This window comes from Oceanobacillus sp. FSL K6-3682, from assembly GCF_037976165.1.
Lineage (GTDB): Bacteria > Bacillota > Bacilli > Bacillales > Amphibacillaceae > Oceanobacillus > Oceanobacillus sojae.
This window is the reverse complement of the sequence record NZ_CP150263.1, coordinates 92,292-112,391: the sequence shown is the minus strand read 5'-3', so window position 1 is coordinate 112,391 and position 20,100 is coordinate 92,292. Positions and strand designations below refer to the sequence as shown.

Sequence of the window (20,100 nt, the reverse complement as noted above, 5' to 3'; positions counted from 1 at the left end):
TTATTTCCTCCTACTTTTTCAAATTTAATCTTTCACGAATGATGGAAGCCCTTCGAATATCACGTTCATCAGAGCGTAATGCTTTATTAGCATAATGTTGCAGGAATCCAGGTTGTGTTAAAACCATCAGCTCATTCAGTATATTCTCGGAAATGTTTTCTATTATGCCTAAATCTATACCTAAACGCAAATTTGAAATACAAATCGCAGCTTCCTTTGAATCAATTATCCTGCTATTTTTTAATGTTCCATATGAACGGAAGACGCGATCCTCCAGGCTAATCTCTGATTGTTCGTAAATATATACACGAGCCATGCGTTCATGCTCCACGAGCTGATTAACAATGCTCTCCAAATCTTCTATAATGTCCTCTTCCGATTTGCCCAGCGTAATCTGATTTGATATTTGAAATATATTTCCTCTTGCCTCACTGCCCTCACCATATATCCCTCTGACAACAAGACCTAGCTGGTTGATTGCGGGAATCAGCCGATTAATTTGCTTTGTCAGCACGAGAGCAGGTAAATGCATCATAATAGAAGCTCGCATCCCAGTTCCAATATTTGTAGGACAACTGGTGAGGTAACCTTTTGTCTCGTCGAATGCATAGTCGGCCTTTTCTTCCAGCCAATCATCTAAGTAGTATGCTTCCTCCAATGCTTTTTTCAGCTGTAGACCTGGATAATACACCTGGATACGCAAATGGTCCTCTTCATTTACCATAATCGAAGTCTGCTCCTGTGCAGATAATAACACAGCCGCATGATCACTATGCTTAATTAAATGTGGACTTATTAAGTGTTTTTCCACCAAAACAAGTTTTTCAATCATATTTAAATTATTCATTGGTATAAATGAAATGGAATCCTGCTCCGTATCTTCCTGCTGAGTATAATTTTTCTTAATAAACTGCAGTACTTCTTCTAATGCTTCTTGATTACCGGATGTCGGGTACAATTGATCAGCAAAGTTGCGGGCTAAACGAACGCGGCTGCTCATCACTATATCTTTATCTGGACCATCCTTCAGCATCCATGGGCTAATCGCTTCGTTTATAAATGATTCTAATGTCACGTGTTATCACCCGCTTCCTTATTTTGGTGATTTTCTTTCTCCAGTTCTCTGATTTTATCACGAAGAACAGCTGCCTTTTCAAACTCTTCTTCTTCAATCAGCTGTTTTAACTCTTCTTTATGAGAAGAAATTAATTGTTTTTGCTGTATATACTTTCCTGCACGCTTTGGTATCCTGCCAGTATGCTTTGTATTTCCAGCATGTACACGCCGTAAAATTGGTTCTACCTTGGATCCAAAGGAAGCATAACAATTTGCACAGCCAAATTTCCCGGCCTTTTTAAATTCACTAAACGTTCTGCCGCAAGAGGGGCATTTCAGTTCTTGGGACTGATTGGATTTTGTTGTTCCTGCAGAGCTCAAATTTAATCCATCCTTTTGGAACAGCCCTGATAAAAGGTCGTTTAAAGAATATCCTTCTTCTGGATAGCTTAAATACCCTTTCTTCTTGGCACATACTTCACAAAGACTGATTTTTTTCTCCTGGCCATTTATTATATGTTTAAAATGTAATGTAGCCTTTCTTTCACGGCATTCCTGGCATTCCATACGACGCTCCTCCCCTTCAGGTAATTAATCGTTCAAATACTTAAGAGCAGTTAATGCAGATTTGAGTATACGTGCACGCAATTCATCACGTAATGGTAATTGAAAAGCCAATGTTGTTCTATCAATACTTGCTAACATTAACTTTGCTTCACGTGCTGTAATCAGCTCCTCCTCTAAAAGCCGATCTAAAATATCTAAGGCAGCACGTTGGGGGATCGAATCACCGATTAAAAATATAATCTCATCGATTAACTCTGATTGATTCTGATGACGTATACGCATAATCCGAATATAACCGCCACCCCCGCGCTTACTTTCCACAATATACCCCTTCTCCACAGTAAATCGTGTATTAATCACATAATTTATTTGAGAAGGTACACATTGAAATTGATCTGCAATTTCACTTCTTTTAATTTCGATAGCTTGCTGCTCCTCTGCCTGTAATACTTTTTTCAAATATTGTTCAATGATATCTGAAATGTTACTCATCCTTCGCACCTCAAATCAAATAATTTATTCGATAAATCAGTTCCTTTGACTTTGACTAACTTTGACTATGACTTTATTATAATATAAATTCTTTAAGTTGCAAATGGATGGTATTTCTATTTTTGACAAACAGACAAGAAATCAAAACATAATTATAGAAACTCTATGAAAATATTTAAATTTTAACTTCGTTTTGTTATATTTACCACTCCTGGAAGCTTGGATATATCATCAAATAAATAAATTAAATTTTTATTCCCCTTCATATTTGTCCACATATGAATTCTGCGTTGATTACCTTCCAACAATTTTATCTCCATTTGTTTAATATTAAAATGATTCTTTTCAATTGACTTTACTGCTTCATGTATTTCAAATTCCTCTGATGCAATAATCTCAATAAAATTGCTTGATTTAAATCGGGGGAAGAAATGCTCTATTTGATTTAAAAAAATTAAACTGACAAGAATAATAAGCGTTGTTACAATAGCAACGCTGTACATACCGGCTCCGACAACTAATCCAATACCTGCTACAGCCCATATAGAAGCAGCTGTTGTTAACCCTTTGATAGTTCCTCCGTAAACAATAATTGTACCTGCTCCCAGAAAGCCGATACCGCTAATTACATAAGAAGGGATACGGGCAGGATCGAATCGAATATTATCATATTGTTCCATGAAAGCGATAAAACCAAAAATTGATAAAATCATCATTAAACAGGATCCTACTCCTACTAGTATATGCGTACGGAACCCAGCTGAATGATTATTAATTTCTCGTTCAAAACCAATTAAACCAGATAATATCAAAGCAATAAATAAACGTGATACAATAACAAGAAAATCACCACCAATGAATTGTTCCAATTTTACTTACTCCTTTGTATAGAATTTAAAATGCAATTATATCTTTACGTGATCGTTTCATCTTTTATGCATATTCGAATATATAGAAAAGAATAGCTTGTCTCCATCTCCTCTCTCAAAAATATCATTTTTAAATTTTATCATGTCTAACTTCCATTATATTCTAATCCTTTTAATTTGCTAATAAGAAAATTTTATTATCTATTCTGGATTACTTTTTTTAATAAGCTTATTTAATTATTTTATGATTCCAAATTTAATATAGAAGGTTTAAGAATACAAAAAAGAGTTAAGCATAAGCTTAACTCTTTTTTAATGTGCCTGGCAACGTCCTACTCTCGCAGGGGGAAGCCCCCAACTACCATTGGCGCTGAAGAACTTAACTTCTGTGTTCGGCATGGGAACAGGTGTGACCTCTTCGCTATCGCCACCAGACAATACAATATGTAACTTGAAGATGTTTCCTTAAAAACAAGGACAAGTTATATTATATGCACTTCAGAATAAAAATGCAACACTTTTTTTAAATTTGCACCCTGAAAACTAAATAAGAGTAACGTGACATCAAAAAACTTAGATAAGTCCTCAATCGATTAGTATCCGTCAGCTGCACGTGTCGCCACGCTTCCACCTCGGACCTATCAACCTCATCGTCTCTGAGGGATTTTACTCACTTGAAGTGATGGGAAGTTTCATCTTGAGGGGGGCTTCATGCTTAGATGCTTTCAGCACTTATCCTTTCCACACGTAGCTACCCAGCTATGCTCCTGGCGGAACAACTGGTACACCAGCGGTGTGTCCATCCCGGTCCTCTCGTACTAAGGACAGCTCCTCTCAAACTTCCAACGCCCACGACGGATAGGGACCGAACTGTCTCACGACGTTCTGAACCCAGCTCGCGTACCGCTTTAATGGGCGAACAGCCCAACCCTTGGGACCGACTACAGCCCCAGGATGCGATGAGCCGACATCGAGGTGCCAAACCTCCCCGTCGATGTGAACTCTTGGGGGAGATAAGCCTGTTATCCCCGGGGTAGCTTTTATCCGTTGAGCGATGGCCCTTCCATGCGGAACCACCGGATCACTAAGCCCGACTTTCGTCCCTGCTCGACTTGTAGGTCTCGCAGTCAAGCTCCCTTCTGCCTTTACACTCTACGAATGATTTCCAACCATTCTGAGGGAACCTTTGGGCGCCTCCGTTACCTTTTAGGAGGCGACCGCCCCAGTCAAACTGCCCGCCTGACACTGTCTCCGAACCGGATTACGGTCCTGGGTTAGAATGGTCATACAGTTAGGGTGGTATCCCACGGGTGCCTCCACGTAAGCTGGCGCTCACGCTTCAAAGGCTCCCACCTATCCTGTACAAACTGCACAAACATTCCATATCAGGCTACAGTAAAGCTCCACGGGGTCTTTCCGTCCTGTCGCGGGTAATGCGCATCTTCACGCATAGTATAATTTCACCGGGTCTCTCGTTGAGACAGTGCCCAAGTCGTTGCACCTTTCGTGCGGGTCGGAACTTACCCGACAAGGAATTTCGCTACCTTAGGACCGTTATAGTTACGGCCGCCGTTTACTGGGGCTTCGGTTCAAAGCTTCGCTCCGAAGAGCTAACTCTTCCCCTTAACCTTCCAGCACCGGGCAGGTGTCAGCCCCTATACTTCGCCTTTCGGCTTCGCAGAGACCTGTGTTTTTGCTAAACAGTCGCTTGGGCCTATTCACTGCGGCTCACTCACAAGTGAGCACCCCTTCTCCCGAAGTTACGGGGTCATTTTGCCGAGTTCCTTAACGAGAGTTCTCCCGCTCACCTTAGGATTCTCTCCTCGCCTACCTGTGTCGGTTTGCGGTACGGGCACCTATGATCTAACTAGAGGCTTTTCTTGGCAGTGTGAAATCAGGAACTTCGGTACTCTATTTCCCTCCCCATCACAGCTCAGAAATATGTCAGACGGATTTGCCTATCTGACTTCCTCGCATGCTTGGACGCACATCCATCAGTGCGCACTCCTTATCCTCCTGCGTCCCCCCATTGTTCAAACAATCATGAGGTGGTACAGGAATATCAACCTGTTGTCCATCGCCTACGCCTGTCGGCCTCGGCTTAGGTCCCGACTAACCCTGAGAGGACGAGCCTTCCTCAGGAAACCTTAGGCATTCGGTGAAAGAGATTCTCACTCTTTTTTCGCTACTCATACCGGCATTCTCACTTCAAAGCGCTCCACCAGTCCTCACGGTCTGACTTCTCTGCACTTTGAACGCTCTCCTACCATTGTTCGTAAGAACAATCCGCAGCTTCGGTGATACGTTTAGCCCCGGTACATTTTCGGCGCAGCGTCACTCGACCAGTGAGCTATTACGCACTCTTTCAATGATGGCTGCTTCTAAGCCAACATCCTGGTTGTCTGTGCAACGCCACATCCTTTTCCACTTAACGTATACTTTGGGACCTTAGCTGGCGGTCTGGGCTGTTTCCCTTTCGACTATGAACCTTATCACCCATAGTCTGACTCCCAAGTTGAAGTAACTGGCATTCGGAGTTTGACTGAATTCGGTAACCCGGTAGGGGCCCCTAGTCCAATCAGTGCTCTACCTCCAGTACTCACGATCTTGAGGCTAGCCCTAAAGCTATTTCGGAGAGAACCAGCTATCTCCGTGTTCGATTGGAATTTCACCGCTACCCACACCTCATCCCCGCATTTTTCAACATACGTGGGTTCGGGCCTCCAGTCAGTGTTACCTGACCTTCACCCTGGACATGGGTAGATCACACGGTTTCGGGTCTACGACCGCATACTCATTCGCCCTATTCAGACTCGCTTTCGCTACGGCTCCGTGTCTTCCACTTAACCTTGCATACAATCGTAACTCGCCGGTCCATTCTACAAAAGGTACGCCGTCACCCATTAACGGGCTCCGACTACTTGTAGGCACACGGTTTCAGGTTCTATTTCACTCCCCTTCCGGGGTGCTTTTCACCTTTCCCTCACGGTACTGGTTCACTATCGGTCACTAGGTAGTATTTAGCCTTGGGAGATGGTCCTCCCGGATTCCGACGGAATTCCACGTGTTCCGCCGTACTCAGGATACACTCCGGAGGAAATTCCTTTTCAACTACAGGGCTGTTACCTTCTTCGGCTGACCTTTCCAAGTCGATTCGTTTAAAGAATTTCTTTGTAACTCCAATGGAGTGTCCTACAACCCCAAGAAGCAAGCTTCTTGGTTTGGGCTCTTTCCGTTTCGCTCGCCGCTACTCAGGAAATCGATTTTTCTTTCTCTTCCTCCAGGTACTGAGATGTTTCAGTTCCCCGGGTCTGCCTCATCTACCCTATGTATTCAGATAGATGTCCTGTCCCATTACGAACAGTGGGTTCCCCCATTCGGAAATCCCCGGATCAAAGTTTACTTACAACTCCCCGAGGCATATCGGTGTTAGTCCCGTCCTTCATCGGCTCCTAGTGCCAAGGCATCCACCGTGCGCCCTTATTCACTTAACTAAAGTTTTGGAATAAGTTTGCTGATTACTTCGTAATCAGTTGTGTTGCTATATCAATAGCTTTTTTGCCTTATTTCTAAAGTTTGATGTCGTTGTTACTCTTATTTAGTTTTCAAGGTACAAAAAGAGAGATTGCTCTCTCAAAACTGAACCAAACAACCAAGTACAAAATTCCGTTATATATCCTTAGAAAGGAGGTGATCCAGCCGCACCTTCCGATACGGCTACCTTGTTACGACTTCACCCCAATCATTCGTCCCACCTTCGGCGGCTGGCTCCAAAAAGGTTACCTCACCGACTTCGGGTGTTACGAACTCTCGTGGTGTGACGGGCGGTGTGTACAAGACCCGGGAACGTATTCACCGCGGCATGCTGATCCGCGATTACTAGCGATTCCGGCTTCATGTAGGCGAGTTGCAGCCTACAATCCGAACTGAGAACGGTTTTATGGGATTTGCTTGACCTCGCGGGCTTGCTTCCCTTTGTTCCGTCCATTGTAGCACGTGTGTAGCCCAGGTCATAAGGGGCATGATGATTTGACGTCATCCCCACCTTCCTCCGGTTTGTCACCGGCAGTCACCTTAGAGTGCCCAACTAAATGCTGGCAACTAAGATCAAGGGTTGCGCTCGTTGCGGGACTTAACCCAACATCTCACGACACGAGCTGACGACAACCATGCACCACCTGTCACTTTGTCCCCGAAGGGAAAACTCTGTCTCCAGAGCGGTCAAAGGATGTCAAGACCTGGTAAGGTTCTTCGCGTTGCTTCGAATTAAACCACATGCTCCACCGCTTGTGCGGGTCCCCGTCAATTCTTTTGAGTTTCAGCCTTGCGGCCGTACTCCCCAGGCGGAGTGCTTAATGCGTTAACTTCAGCACTAAGGGGCGGAAACCCCCTAACACCTAGCACTCATCGTTTACGGCGTGGACTACCAGGGTATCTAATCCTGTTCGCTCCCCACGCTTTCGCTCCTCAGCGTCAGTTACAGACCAGAGAGTCGCCTTCGCCACTGGTGTTCCTCCACATCTCTACGCATTTCACCGCTACACGTGGAATTCCACTCTCCTCTTCTGCACTCAAGTCCTCCAGTTTCCAATGCACGTTTACGGTTGAGCCGCAAGATTTCACATCAGACTTAAAGAACCGCCTGCGAGCGCTTTACGCCCAATAATTCCGGACAACGCTTGCCACCTACGTATTACCGCGGCTGCTGGCACGTAGTTAGCCGTGGCTTTCTGGTCGGGTACCGTCAAGGTACGATCAGTTACTATCATACTTGTTCTTCCCCGACAACAGAGTTTTACGATCCGAAAACCTTCATCACTCACGCGGCGTTGCTCCGTCAGACTTTCGTCCATTGCGGAAGATTCCCTACTGCTGCCTCCCGTAGGAGTCTGGGCCGTGTCTCAGTCCCAGTGTGGCCGATCACCCTCTCAGGTCGGCTACGCATCGTCGCCTTGGTGAGCCATTACCTCACCAACTAGCTAATGCGCCGCAGGCCCATCTGTAAGTGACAGCAAAAGCCGCCTTTCAACTTACCATCAGGAGATGATAAGTATTATCCGGTATTAGCTCGCGTTTCCGCGAGTTATCCCAGTCTTACAGGCAGGTTGCCTACGTGTTACTCACCCGTCCGCCGCTCGTTCCACGAACGTCCCTCCGAAGAGTTCTGTCCGCTTCCCGCGCTCGACTTGCATGTATTAGGCACGCCGCCAGCGTTCGTCCTGAGCCAAGATCAAACTCTCCATAAAAGTGTTTGTTTCTTTAGCTTTCAGAAGTCAACTTCTGACTTAAATATTCAAGAAAAACGAGGTGTTTTTCTTCTTTCGTACTGGTTGTTTTGTTCAGTTTTCAAAGAGCAATTTCTTTGTCGCTTTTAAAAACGGCGACCAAATCAATATATCATGTTTCAAAACCATTGTCAACAACTTATTTAAAAGTTATTGAGTGGAGCCTAGCGGGATCGAACCGCTGACCTCCTGCGTGCAAGGCAGGCGCTCTCCCAGCTGAGCTAAGGCCCCATGTTATATTCATGTAATGGTCGGGAAGACAGGATTCGAACCTGCGACCCCTTGGTCCCAAACCAAGTGCTCTACCAAGCTGAGCTACTTCCCGATGGCGCGCCCGAGAGGAGTCGAACCCCTAACCTCTTGATCCGTAGTCAAACGCTCTATCCAATTGAGCTACGGGCGCTTATGGTGCCGAGGACCGGAATCGAACCGGTACGGTAATCACTTACCGCAGGATTTTAAGTCCTGTGCGTCTGCCAGTTCCGCCACCCCGGCAATATTTGGAGCGGAAGACGGGATTCGAACCCGCGACCCCCACCTTGGCAAGGTGATGTTCTACCACTGAACTACTTCCGCGTATTGCCTTTATTTAATTAATGGTGCGGGTGGAGGGACTTGAACCCCCACGCCCGAAGGCACTAGATCCTAAGTCTAGCGCGTCTGCCAATTCCGCCACACCCGCAAATGGTGAGCCATGAAGGATTCGAACCTTCGACCCTCTGATTAAAAGTCAGATGCTCTACCGACTGAGCTAATGGCTCCTTAAAAGGAAAATGGTGCCGGCCAGAGGACTTGAACCCCCAACCTACTGATTACAAGTCAGTTGCTCTACCAGTTGAGCTAGGCCGGCATAATGGTGGAGGATGCAGGGCTCGAACCTGCGACCCCCTGCTTGTAAGGCAGGTGCTCTCCCAGCTGAGCTAATCCTCCGGATTTAAAGCCTGGCAACGTCCTACTCTCGCAGGGGGAAGCCCCCAACTACCATTGGCGCTGAAGAACTTAACTTCTGTGTTCGGCATGGGAACAGGTGTGACCTCTTCGCTATCGCCACCAGACAATACAATATGTAACTTGAAGATGTTTCCTTAAAAACAAGGACAAGTTATATTATATGCACTTCAGAATAAAAATGCAACACTTTTTTTAAATTTGCACCCTGAAAACTAAATAAGAGTAACGTGACATCAAAAAACTTAGATAAGTCCTCAATCGATTAGTATCCGTCAGCTGCACGTGTCGCCACGCTTCCACCTCGGACCTATCAACCTCATCGTCTCTGAGGGATTTTACTCACTTGAAGTGATGGGAAGTTTCATCTTGAGGGGGGCTTCATGCTTAGATGCTTTCAGCACTTATCCTTTCCACACGTAGCTACCCAGCTATGCTCCTGGCGGAACAACTGGTACACCAGCGGTGTGTCCATCCCGGTCCTCTCGTACTAAGGACAGCTCCTCTCAAACTTCCAACGCCCACGACGGATAGGGACCGAACTGTCTCACGACGTTCTGAACCCAGCTCGCGTACCGCTTTAATGGGCGAACAGCCCAACCCTTGGGACCGACTACAGCCCCAGGATGCGATGAGCCGACATCGAGGTGCCAAACCTCCCCGTCGATGTGAACTCTTGGGGGAGATAAGCCTGTTATCCCCGGGGTAGCTTTTATCCGTTGAGCGATGGCCCTTCCATGCGGAACCACCGGATCACTAAGCCCGACTTTCGTCCCTGCTCGACTTGTAGGTCTCGCAGTCAAGCTCCCTTCTGCCTTTACACTCTACGAATGATTTCCAACCATTCTGAGGGAACCTTTGGGCGCCTCCGTTACCTTTTAGGAGGCGACCGCCCCAGTCAAACTGCCCGCCTGACACTGTCTCCGAACCGGATTACGGTCCTGGGTTAGAATGGTCATACAGTTAGGGTGGTATCCCACGGGTGCCTCCACGTAAGCTGGCGCTCACGCTTCAAAGGCTCCCACCTATCCTGTACAAACTGCACAAACATTCCATATCAGGCTACAGTAAAGCTCCACGGGGTCTTTCCGTCCTGTCGCGGGTAATGCGCATCTTCACGCATAGTATAATTTCACCGGGTCTCTCGTTGAGACAGTGCCCAAGTCGTTGCACCTTTCGTGCGGGTCGGAACTTACCCGACAAGGAATTTCGCTACCTTAGGACCGTTATAGTTACGGCCGCCGTTTACTGGGGCTTCGGTTCAAAGCTTCGCTCCGAAGAGCTAACTCTTCCCCTTAACCTTCCAGCACCGGGCAGGTGTCAGCCCCTATACTTCGCCTTTCGGCTTCGCAGAGACCTGTGTTTTTGCTAAACAGTCGCTTGGGCCTATTCACTGCGGCTCACTCACAAGTGAGCACCCCTTCTCCCGAAGTTACGGGGTCATTTTGCCGAGTTCCTTAACGAGAGTTCTCCCGCTCACCTTAGGATTCTCTCCTCGCCTACCTGTGTCGGTTTGCGGTACGGGCACCTATGATCTAACTAGAGGCTTTTCTTGGCAGTGTGAAATCAGGAACTTCGGTACTCTATTTCCCTCCCCATCACAGCTCAGAAATATGTCAGACGGATTTGCCTATCTGACTTCCTCGCATGCTTGGACGCACATCCATCAGTGCGCACTCCTTATCCTCCTGCGTCCCCCCATTGTTCAAACAATCATGAGGTGGTACAGGAATATCAACCTGTTGTCCATCGCCTACGCCTGTCGGCCTCGGCTTAGGTCCCGACTAACCCTGAGAGGACGAGCCTTCCTCAGGAAACCTTAGGCATTCGGTGAAAGAGATTCTCACTCTTTTTTCGCTACTCATACCGGCATTCTCACTTCAAAGCGCTCCACCAGTCCTCACGGTCTGACTTCTCTGCACTTTGAACGCTCTCCTACCATTGTTCGTAAGAACAATCCGCAGCTTCGGTGATACGTTTAGCCCCGGTACATTTTCGGCGCAGCGTCACTCGACCAGTGAGCTATTACGCACTCTTTCAATGATGGCTGCTTCTAAGCCAACATCCTGGTTGTCTGTGCAACGCCACATCCTTTTCCACTTAACGTATACTTTGGGACCTTAGCTGGCGGTCTGGGCTGTTTCCCTTTCGACTATGAACCTTATCACCCATAGTCTGACTCCCAAGTTGAAGTAACTGGCATTCGGAGTTTGACTGAATTCGGTAACCCGGTAGGGGCCCCTAGTCCAATCAGTGCTCTACCTCCAGTACTCACGATCTTGAGGCTAGCCCTAAAGCTATTTCGGAGAGAACCAGCTATCTCCGTGTTCGATTGGAATTTCACCGCTACCCACACCTCATCCCCGCATTTTTCAACATACGTGGGTTCGGGCCTCCAGTCAGTGTTACCTGACCTTCACCCTGGACATGGGTAGATCACACGGTTTCGGGTCTACGACCGCATACTCATTCGCCCTATTCAGACTCGCTTTCGCTACGGCTCCGTGTCTTCCACTTAACCTTGCATACAATCGTAACTCGCCGGTCCATTCTACAAAAGGTACGCCGTCACCCATTAACGGGCTCCGACTACTTGTAGGCACACGGTTTCAGGTTCTATTTCACTCCCCTTCCGGGGTGCTTTTCACCTTTCCCTCACGGTACTGGTTCACTATCGGTCACTAGGTAGTATTTAGCCTTGGGAGATGGTCCTCCCGGATTCCGACGGAATTCCACGTGTTCCGCCGTACTCAGGATACACTCCGGAGGAAATTCCTTTTCAACTACAGGGCTGTTACCTTCTTCGGCTGACCTTTCCAAGTCGATTCGTTTAAAGAATTTCTTTGTAACTCCAATGGAGTGTCCTACAACCCCAAGAAGCAAGCTTCTTGGTTTGGGCTCTTTCCGTTTCGCTCGCCGCTACTCAGGAAATCGATTTTTCTTTCTCTTCCTCCAGGTACTGAGATGTTTCAGTTCCCCGGGTCTGCCTCATCTACCCTATGTATTCAGATAGATGTCCTGTCCCATTACGAACAGTGGGTTCCCCCATTCGGAAATCCCCGGATCAAAGTTTACTTACAACTCCCCGAGGCATATCGGTGTTAGTCCCGTCCTTCATCGGCTCCTAGTGCCAAGGCATCCACCGTGCGCCCTTATTCACTTAACTAAAGTTTTGGAATAAGTTTGCTGATTACTTCGTAATCAGTTGTGTTGCTATATCAATAGCTTTTTTGCCTTATTTCTAAAGTTTGATGTCGTTGTTACTCTTATTTAGTTTTCAAGGTACAAAAAGAGAGATTGCTCTCTCAAAACTGAACCAAACAACCAAGTACAAAATTCCGTTATATATCCTTAGAAAGGAGGTGATCCAGCCGCACCTTCCGATACGGCTACCTTGTTACGACTTCACCCCAATCATTCGTCCCACCTTCGGCGGCTGGCTCCAAAAAGGTTACCTCACCGACTTCGGGTGTTACGAACTCTCGTGGTGTGACGGGCGGTGTGTACAAGACCCGGGAACGTATTCACCGCGGCATGCTGATCCGCGATTACTAGCGATTCCGGCTTCATGTAGGCGAGTTGCAGCCTACAATCCGAACTGAGAACGGTTTTATGGGATTTGCTTGACCTCGCGGGCTTGCTTCCCTTTGTTCCGTCCATTGTAGCACGTGTGTAGCCCAGGTCATAAGGGGCATGATGATTTGACGTCATCCCCACCTTCCTCCGGTTTGTCACCGGCAGTCACCTTAGAGTGCCCAACTAAATGCTGGCAACTAAGATCAAGGGTTGCGCTCGTTGCGGGACTTAACCCAACATCTCACGACACGAGCTGACGACAACCATGCACCACCTGTCACTTTGTCCCCGAAGGGAAAACTCTGTCTCCAGAGCGGTCAAAGGATGTCAAGACCTGGTAAGGTTCTTCGCGTTGCTTCGAATTAAACCACATGCTCCACCGCTTGTGCGGGTCCCCGTCAATTCTTTTGAGTTTCAGCCTTGCGGCCGTACTCCCCAGGCGGAGTGCTTAATGCGTTAACTTCAGCACTAAGGGGCGGAAACCCCCTAACACCTAGCACTCATCGTTTACGGCGTGGACTACCAGGGTATCTAATCCTGTTCGCTCCCCACGCTTTCGCTCCTCAGCGTCAGTTACAGACCAGAGAGTCGCCTTCGCCACTGGTGTTCCTCCACATCTCTACGCATTTCACCGCTACACGTGGAATTCCACTCTCCTCTTCTGCACTCAAGTCCTCCAGTTTCCAATGCACGTTTACGGTTGAGCCGCAAGATTTCACATCAGACTTAAAGAACCGCCTGCGAGCGCTTTACGCCCAATAATTCCGGACAACGCTTGCCACCTACGTATTACCGCGGCTGCTGGCACGTAGTTAGCCGTGGCTTTCTGGTCGGGTACCGTCAAGGTACGATCAGTTACTATCATACTTGTTCTTCCCCGACAACAGAGTTTTACGATCCGAAAACCTTCATCACTCACGCGGCGTTGCTCCGTCAGACTTTCGTCCATTGCGGAAGATTCCCTACTGCTGCCTCCCGTAGGAGTCTGGGCCGTGTCTCAGTCCCAGTGTGGCCGATCACCCTCTCAGGTCGGCTACGCATCGTCGCCTTGGTGAGCCATTACCTCACCAACTAGCTAATGCGCCGCAGGCCCATCTGTAAGTGACAGCAAAAGCCGCCTTTCAACTTACCATCAGGAGATGATAAGTATTATCCGGTATTAGCTCGCGTTTCCGCGAGTTATCCCAGTCTTACAGGCAGGTTGCCTACGTGTTACTCACCCGTCCGCCGCTCGTTCCACGAACGTCCCTCCGAAGAGTTCTGTCCGCTTCCCGCGCTCGACTTGCATGTATTAGGCACGCCGCCAGCGTTCGTCCTGAGCCAAGATCAAACTCTCCATAAAAGTGTTTGTTTCTTTAGCTTTCAGAAGTCAACTTCTGACTTAAATATTCAAGAAAAACGAGGTGTTTTTCTTCTTTCGTACTGGTTGTTTTGTTCAGTTTTCAAAGAGCAATTTCTTTGTCGTCGTTTCAAATTGGCGACTTTATTAATTTATCACATTTACAATTCATTGTCAACAACTTTTTTTAATTTATTTTGTTGTTATCTTGTTGAACCGTTCATGTGATGCACATTGCGTTATGCAACGATAATTAATTTATCATGATTCCAAAATGAAAGCAAGTCTTTTTTGAAATAAAATTACAGAAGACAAATATTTCTATAATTCATTTTATTGAAGCAGTTTGATAAACCTTTTATAAATCCCTGTTTACAAAGCTTTTCCGCCATTTTTCACATTCACTAAAACGCAAAGCCCTGAAGGAAGACAATCTTCCTTCAGGGCTTTGCTCTCTATGACATATGCAATTAACGATTTTTCATTTGCGGAAATAACAATACATCACGAATAGAAGGAGAGTTCGTTAATAACATTACCAAACGGTCTACTCCAATTCCTAATCCGCCAGTTGGAGGCATACCATACTCTAATGCTTCTAAAAAGTCCTCATCCATATAATGAGCTTCATCATTGCCTTGCGCTCTTTCTTTTACCTGCGCTTCAAAACGCTGACGCTGATCAATTGGATCATTCAATTCGCTGAAGGCATTAGCATGTTCTCTTCCTACGATAAACAACTCAAAACGATCTGTAAAACGCTCATCTTCTTTATTCTTTTTAGCCAGTGGGGAGATTTCTACAGGATGCCCAAAAATAAATGTAGGCTGAATTAATGTTTCTTCTACCCTCTGCTCAAAGAATTCATTTACAATATGCCCAAATGTCATTGCATCTGTTATTTCAATATTATGTTCTTTCGCTAACGCACGTGCTTCATCATCAGATAAGTGCTGCCAGAAATCTACACCTGTCTCCTGTTTAATAGCATCCACCATATGCAGTCTTGTCCATTGAGGCTCAAGATTTACTTCATAATCACCATATTGAATAGTTGTCTTTCCATAAACTTCTTGCGCAATATGGGCAATTAAGTTTTCAGTAAGATTCATTATATCATGATAATCAGCATATGCTTCATATAGCTCAATCATTGTAAATTCAGGGTTATGTCTTGTTGATACCCCTTCATTACGGAATACACGCCCAATTTCATATACCTTCTCCAGACCGCCGACAATAAGACGTTTTAAATGTAATTCAATGGCAATACGCATGTATAGTTCAGTATCTAATGCATTATGATGGGTTATAAAAGGACGTGCTGATGCGCCGCCCGGAATACTGTGCATCATTGGTGTTTCTACTTCTAAGTAGCCTTGTTTGTTTAAATACTCACGCATTGATTGAATAATTTTACTGCGGGCTACAAACGTATCTCTGCTTTCCGGATTTGTGATTAAATCTAAATAGCGCTGACGATAGCGTTGCTCGATGTCTTTCAACCCGTGATATTTTTCCGGTAAAGGACGTAATGATTTGGATAGCAGATGAAATTCTTTTGCTTTAACAGACAATTCTCCGACATTGGTTTTGAACATTACGCCTGTAACACCTACAATATCGCCCAGATCTGTTGATTTAAAGATTTCATATGCTTCTTCACCAATTGCATCCTTACGAACATATAATTGGATTTGTCCGCTTAAATCCTGCATATGCGCAAACCCGGCTTTTCCTTTTCCGCGTTTTGTCATTAAACGTCCGGCTATCGTTACCTCATCTGTAATGTCTTCCAGCTCTTCTTTTGAAAACTGATCGTATTTTTCAACTAAATCTGCCGCCAGATGGGTACGCTCAAATTTTCCGCCGAATGGATCCAATCCTTTTTCAATGTATCCTGCGAGCTTATCACGTCTTACCTGCATATGTTCATTCAATTCTTCTGACACTTCTACCACTCCGCTTCTTAAATAGTTAATATGATATCTTCTAACCTGGGCGTTAAGACAATTACTACTTTATCCTACGAAGAATAAAACTTCGTTGTTTTCTCTTATATCTCTGTCTCCAATAATCTTACATCAGCTTTATCTGACTCTGGAAGTTCTTTTAAATAGGCTTCTACAGATTTTTCACGTACAGGTATAATAAAACCAGGAGCAATCTCTGCTAATGGAATTAATACAAAAGCACGCTCATGCATGCGAGGATGCGGTATAATCAATCTTTCTACTGTACTATTTTCATGATTAAATGTCAAAATGTCAAGGTCAATGGTTCGGGGGCCAAACCGGATATTCCGTTTTCTGCCAAGTTCCTTTTCAATCTGCTGGCAAAAAAAAAGTAAATCCATTGCTGATAAGCTTGTTTGGATCTCTAATACCATATTTAAGAAGTCTGATTGATCCTGATATCCAACCGGGGCAGTTTCGTACACAGAGGATCTTTTCTGAATCCTGACAGCTTCATTTGCTTCCAGTATTTCTAATGCCTGTCTCAGATGTTCTTTTCTCGGTTCAATATTTGTTCCCAGTGCGATAAATGCTTGATTCATTTCGTTCTCTCCCTATAAATTTCTACAGCAACCGACTCATAATATCCCGGAATGGGCGGATCCGGTTTTGTTACATGAATGGTACACGCCTCCAGCAATTCAAAAGAAATAAAAAGCTCATCTGCAATTGCTTCAGCTACTGCTTCAATAAGGTTAAAGCGTTTCTCTTCCACGACATGTTTTATCTTTTCATAAGCTTTCCCGTAATGTATAGAATTCTCCATTGCATCTGATCCCCCAGCTTTCTTTAAAGACAGGTACAGGTCAGCATCAACATAAAAACGTTGTCCCAAAGTATTTTCTTCAGGTAACAGCCCATGATATCCATAAAACTGCATCCGTTTTAAAACAATTTTATCCATTGTTGTTCCCCTTTTCTTCTGAACATGTTTTTTTATTTAGCTACAGCTTTGTTTGATAAATTGCATCTGCTACTTTAGCTGCTTCCAGGTTGGTTTTCACATCATGTACACGAACAATGCGTGCACCTTTGGCAATTCCAATTATTGTTGTCGCCGCTGTTCCAATATCTCTTTGATCTGCAGGAACATCTAAAATATCGCCTATAAATCTTTTTCGAGAGGCTGCCAAAAGCAGCGGATAACCGAATGATGTTAATTCTTGAAGTTCTTTAATTATATATTGATTCTGTTCCATCGTTTTTGCAAACCCAATACCCGGGTCGAGAATAATCTGGCTGTCCTCTACACCTGCATCTTTAGCAATCGTTATACTCTCAAGTAAATCTGATTTTAAGTCCTGAATAAAGTCCCTATAATCCATACCTTTTCGATTATGCATCAATATAATCGGTACTTGATAACGGGCAGCAACCTCTGCAATTTTCGGTTCTCTTTTCGCTCCCCAAATGTCATTTATGATAGAAGCACCAGCTTGTACAGCCTGCTCCGCTACAGAGGCCTTAAATGTATCCACTGAAATAGGGATTTGTAAGGACTCTTTTAAAGCCTCAATAACCGGGATAATCCTACCTGCCTCTTCTTCCGCACTGACAGGCGTATGTCCTGGGCGAGTAGATTCTCCGCCAATATCAATTATATCCGCTCCATCTGCCGCCATTTTTTTTCCTTGGGCAACTGCCTTTTCAATATTTGTATAATGCCCGCCGTCTGAGAAAGAATCAGGAGTGACATTTAATATTCCCATAATATGCGTGCGCTTAGTTAAGTCTAATTGAAATTCTTTTGCCTGTATCACTTATTTCGCCTCCTCTTCGCCGCCTAAAGAATGTGTTTATTCTTATATAGCATCGTATCAAATCAATCGCATCTATTCTACATCCTACCTTAAGACGTTAAAGAAAAAAAGTGGAAAGCGCTGGTTAAAAAAGATAAAAAAAGGAACCAGCCTTAAGATAGCTGATTCCTTTTTCATTTCGACTTTTAGTTTTCTTCATCAAATTGATAAAGAGCTGTAGAAAGGTAACGTTCTCCATTATCAGGAAGAATCGCCAGAACCTTTTTACCTTTACCTAATTCTTTTGCGACTTTCACTGCCGCTGCAACTGCTGCTCCTGAAGAAATACCACCCAGGATTCCATTTGTCGTAGCGACCTTTCGTGCTGCTTCAAAAGCTTCTTCATTTCCAATCTGCAGAACTTCATCATAAATGGATGTATCAAGTACTTCAGGTTTGAAGCCTGCTCCAATTCCCTGAATCTTATGCGGTCCAGGATTTCCGCCTGAAAGCACTGGTGAATCCTTTGGCTCCACAGCATAAATTTTAACACCATCGAAATTTTCCTTCAGCACTTTCCCAGCACCGGTAATTGTTCCGCCTGTTCCTATCCCGGAAACAAAAGCATCTAAACCGTCTGACATTTGTTCCACGATTTCTTTACCAGTTGTTTTTTCATGAATTTCCGGGTTAGCGGGATTGTTAAATTGCTGTGGCATAAAATAACCATTCTCTTCTTGCAATTCTTTCGCTTTAGCAATCGCACCCTTCATTCCTTCAGCTCCAGGAGTTAATACAAGCTTCGCTCCATAGGCTTTCAGTAAATTACGGCGTTCTTGACTCATCGTGTCAGGCATAACAAGAATTGCCTGATACCCCTTAGCAGTAGCAACCATTGCTAAACCAATTCCTGTATTACCACTGGTCGGTTCAATAATCGTATCCCCGGGCTTCAAATCTCCTGATTTCTCTGCAGCTTCGACCATTGCTGCTGCGATACGGTCCTTTACCGAACTTCCTGGGTTCATAAATTCTAATTTTACATATACATCTGCACTATTCTCGTCAGTAATATTATGGAGCTTTACAATAGGTGTTCCACCAATTAGACCTGCAATATTATTTGCAACTGTCATATAACCCCTCCTAATGCCAAGTATTTTTATATGATTTATATATAATGTATTTCTTTATTGAAAAAATGTCAATCCTAAAGGTTAAAAAAATGCCCATTTTTCTAATCTGAAGCAAATCCGAATTCATCATCTATTTCCATCTATATAAAAAAGCGGCCCATCATACTTCTATTTTGTATCATGACTCCGCTATTTACACATTTTTTATGATTGTTTAAGCTCTTTTAGCTCTTCTTCTGTAAAGATATAGCGCTCATTACAAAAATGACAGGTTGCTTCTGCTCCATGATCTTCATCAATCATTTTCTGGATTTCTTCATCACCTAATCCAATAATAGCATTCGCAAGTCTTTCTTTCGAACATTTGCATTGAAATTCTATCGGCATTTTCTCCAATATATTTACATTATCTTTATCAAACAATGTGTATAGAATCTCTTCAGGTGTCTTTCCTTCACGGATAAGTGAAGAAATAGCAGGGAAGGATTGGATACGGTCCTCTAACCGCTCAATAATCGCTTCATCTGCACCCGGCATAACTTGTACAATAAAACCGCCGGCAGCTAAAATACTCAAATCCGGATTGACGAGAACCCCTGCACCGACTGCTGACGGAACTTGCTCGGAAGTTGCAAAATAATATGTGAAATCTTCGCTTATCTCGCCGGATACAATAGGTGTCTCACCTGTAAAATAGTCTCTCATCCCTAAATCCTTGATAACACTGATATTTCCTTCTGTGCCGACTGCTCTGGCTACATCCAGCTTACCTTTTTCATTTAAATCAAAATCAACATGCGGATTTGTTACATATCCACGTACATGACCTTTTGCATCTCCGTCTGCAACAATAGCACCCATCGGTCCATTCCCCATTACTTTTACGGTAACAGAGTCATCTCCCTTCAGCATCGCTCCCATCATTGCTGTAACTGTAACTGTACGGCCAAGTGCAGCAGAAGCTGTTGCCCATGTGTCTTGTCTTCTGCGCGCTTCCTCCACTGTTTCTGTTGAGGAAATTGCATATGCACGAATCATGCCATTATATGTTGTAGCCTTAATTAAATAATCGTTCACA

The 20,100-nt window shown here is 44.8% G+C and carries 10 protein-coding genes, 9 tRNA genes and 6 rRNA genes; all 25 read right to left on the bottom strand.

Features of this window, described 5'->3' with window-relative positions; genetic code table 11:
- Window positions 1-10 precede the first annotated feature (10 nt).
- Window positions 11-1,075 (bottom strand): protein arginine kinase, encoded by a 1,065-nt coding sequence (locus tag MHH51_RS00580; RefSeq protein ID WP_339283968.1) that lies wholly within the window; start codon window positions 1,073-1,075, stop codon window positions 11-13.
- The gene (locus MHH51_RS00575) at window positions 1,072-1,623 is read right to left on the bottom strand and encodes a UvrB/UvrC motif-containing protein (protein ID WP_339283967.1); all 552 of its coding nucleotides are present in this window, start codon (window positions 1,621-1,623) and stop codon (window positions 1,072-1,074) included. Before MHH51_RS00575 ends, MHH51_RS00580 begins: the two co-directional genes overlap by 4 nt.
- 24 nt (window positions 1,624-1,647) lie before the next feature.
- Entirely contained in the window at window positions 1,648-2,115 is a 468-nt protein-coding gene (locus MHH51_RS00570; protein WP_147211559.1) for a CtsR family transcriptional regulator, read from the bottom strand.
- Window positions 2,116-2,297: 182 nt separating this feature from the next.
- Window positions 2,298-2,984: an MgtC/SapB family protein gene (locus tag MHH51_RS00565; RefSeq protein ID WP_246145191.1), complete on the bottom strand. Its 687-nt coding sequence runs from the start codon at window positions 2,982-2,984 to the stop codon at window positions 2,298-2,300.
- Between the two features lie 319 nt (window positions 2,985-3,303).
- Window positions 3,304-3,419: ribosomal RNA gene (gene rrf, locus MHH51_RS00560) — 5S ribosomal RNA — on the bottom strand.
- Window positions 3,420-3,557: 138 nt separating this feature from the next.
- A 23S ribosomal RNA gene (locus MHH51_RS00555) occupies window positions 3,558-6,478 on the bottom strand.
- A gap of 189 nt (window positions 6,479-6,667) precedes the next feature.
- A 16S ribosomal RNA gene (locus MHH51_RS00550) occupies window positions 6,668-8,230 on the bottom strand.
- Window positions 8,231-8,427: 197 nt separating this feature from the next.
- Window positions 8,428-8,500, bottom strand: a tRNA-Ala gene (locus MHH51_RS00545).
- A 17-nt stretch (window positions 8,501-8,517) separates the two neighbouring features.
- Window positions 8,518-8,594 (bottom strand) — tRNA-Pro (locus MHH51_RS00540).
- 1 nt (window position 8,595) lies between these two features.
- Window positions 8,596-8,672 (bottom strand) — tRNA-Arg (locus MHH51_RS00535).
- A 3-nt stretch (window positions 8,673-8,675) separates the two neighbouring features.
- A tRNA-Leu gene (locus MHH51_RS00530) sits at window positions 8,676-8,764 on the bottom strand.
- Between the two features lie 6 nt (window positions 8,765-8,770).
- Window positions 8,771-8,845: transfer RNA gene (locus MHH51_RS00525), tRNA-Gly, on the bottom strand.
- Window positions 8,846-8,866: 21 nt separating this feature from the next.
- Window positions 8,867-8,951, bottom strand: a tRNA-Leu gene (locus MHH51_RS00520).
- A gap of 3 nt (window positions 8,952-8,954) precedes the next feature.
- Window positions 8,955-9,030: transfer RNA gene (locus MHH51_RS00515), tRNA-Lys, on the bottom strand.
- A 13-nt stretch (window positions 9,031-9,043) separates the two neighbouring features.
- Window positions 9,044-9,119, bottom strand: a tRNA-Thr gene (locus tag MHH51_RS00510).
- Between the two features lie 4 nt (window positions 9,120-9,123).
- A tRNA-Val gene (locus MHH51_RS00505) sits at window positions 9,124-9,199 on the bottom strand.
- 9 nt (window positions 9,200-9,208) lie between these two features.
- Window positions 9,209-9,324, bottom strand: a 5S ribosomal RNA gene (gene rrf / locus MHH51_RS00500).
- Between the two features lie 138 nt (window positions 9,325-9,462).
- Window positions 9,463-12,383, bottom strand: a 23S ribosomal RNA gene (locus tag MHH51_RS00495).
- 189 nt (window positions 12,384-12,572) lie between these two features.
- Window positions 12,573-14,135: ribosomal RNA gene (locus tag MHH51_RS00490) — 16S ribosomal RNA — on the bottom strand.
- The 16S, 23S and 5S rRNA genes sit together here with 9 tRNA genes alongside, the layout of an rRNA operon.
- 467 nt (window positions 14,136-14,602) lie before the next feature.
- Window positions 14,603-16,084 (bottom strand): lysine--tRNA ligase, encoded by a 1,482-nt coding sequence (lysS, locus tag MHH51_RS00485; RefSeq protein WP_339283965.1) that lies wholly within the window; start codon window positions 16,082-16,084, stop codon window positions 14,603-14,605.
- A gap of 104 nt (window positions 16,085-16,188) precedes the next feature.
- On the bottom strand, window positions 16,189-16,689 hold the full coding sequence (gene folK, locus MHH51_RS00480) for a 2-amino-4-hydroxy-6-hydroxymethyldihydropteridine diphosphokinase (protein WP_339283963.1): 501 nt from the start codon (window positions 16,687-16,689) through the stop codon (window positions 16,189-16,191).
- Window positions 16,686-17,051 (bottom strand): dihydroneopterin aldolase, encoded by a 366-nt coding sequence (gene folB, locus MHH51_RS00475; RefSeq protein ID WP_147212213.1) that lies wholly within the window; start codon window positions 17,049-17,051, stop codon window positions 16,686-16,688. The genes folK and folB overlap by 4 nt, the downstream gene beginning before the upstream one ends.
- A gap of 40 nt (window positions 17,052-17,091) precedes the next feature.
- Window positions 17,092-17,856 (bottom strand): dihydropteroate synthase, encoded by a 765-nt coding sequence (gene folP / locus MHH51_RS00470; protein WP_339286222.1) that lies wholly within the window; start codon window positions 17,854-17,856, stop codon window positions 17,092-17,094.
- 236 nt (window positions 17,857-18,092) lie between these two features.
- A complete protein-coding gene (gene cysK, locus MHH51_RS00465; protein WP_339283961.1) occupies window positions 18,093-19,022 on the bottom strand; it encodes a cysteine synthase A in 930 nt (309 codons plus the stop codon).
- A gap of 204 nt (window positions 19,023-19,226) precedes the next feature.
- The gene (gene hslO / locus MHH51_RS00460; protein ID WP_339283959.1) at window positions 19,227-20,099 is read right to left on the bottom strand and encodes an Hsp33 family molecular chaperone HslO; all 873 of its coding nucleotides are present in this window, start codon (window positions 20,097-20,099) and stop codon (window positions 19,227-19,229) included.
- Window position 20,100 lies beyond the last annotated feature (1 nt).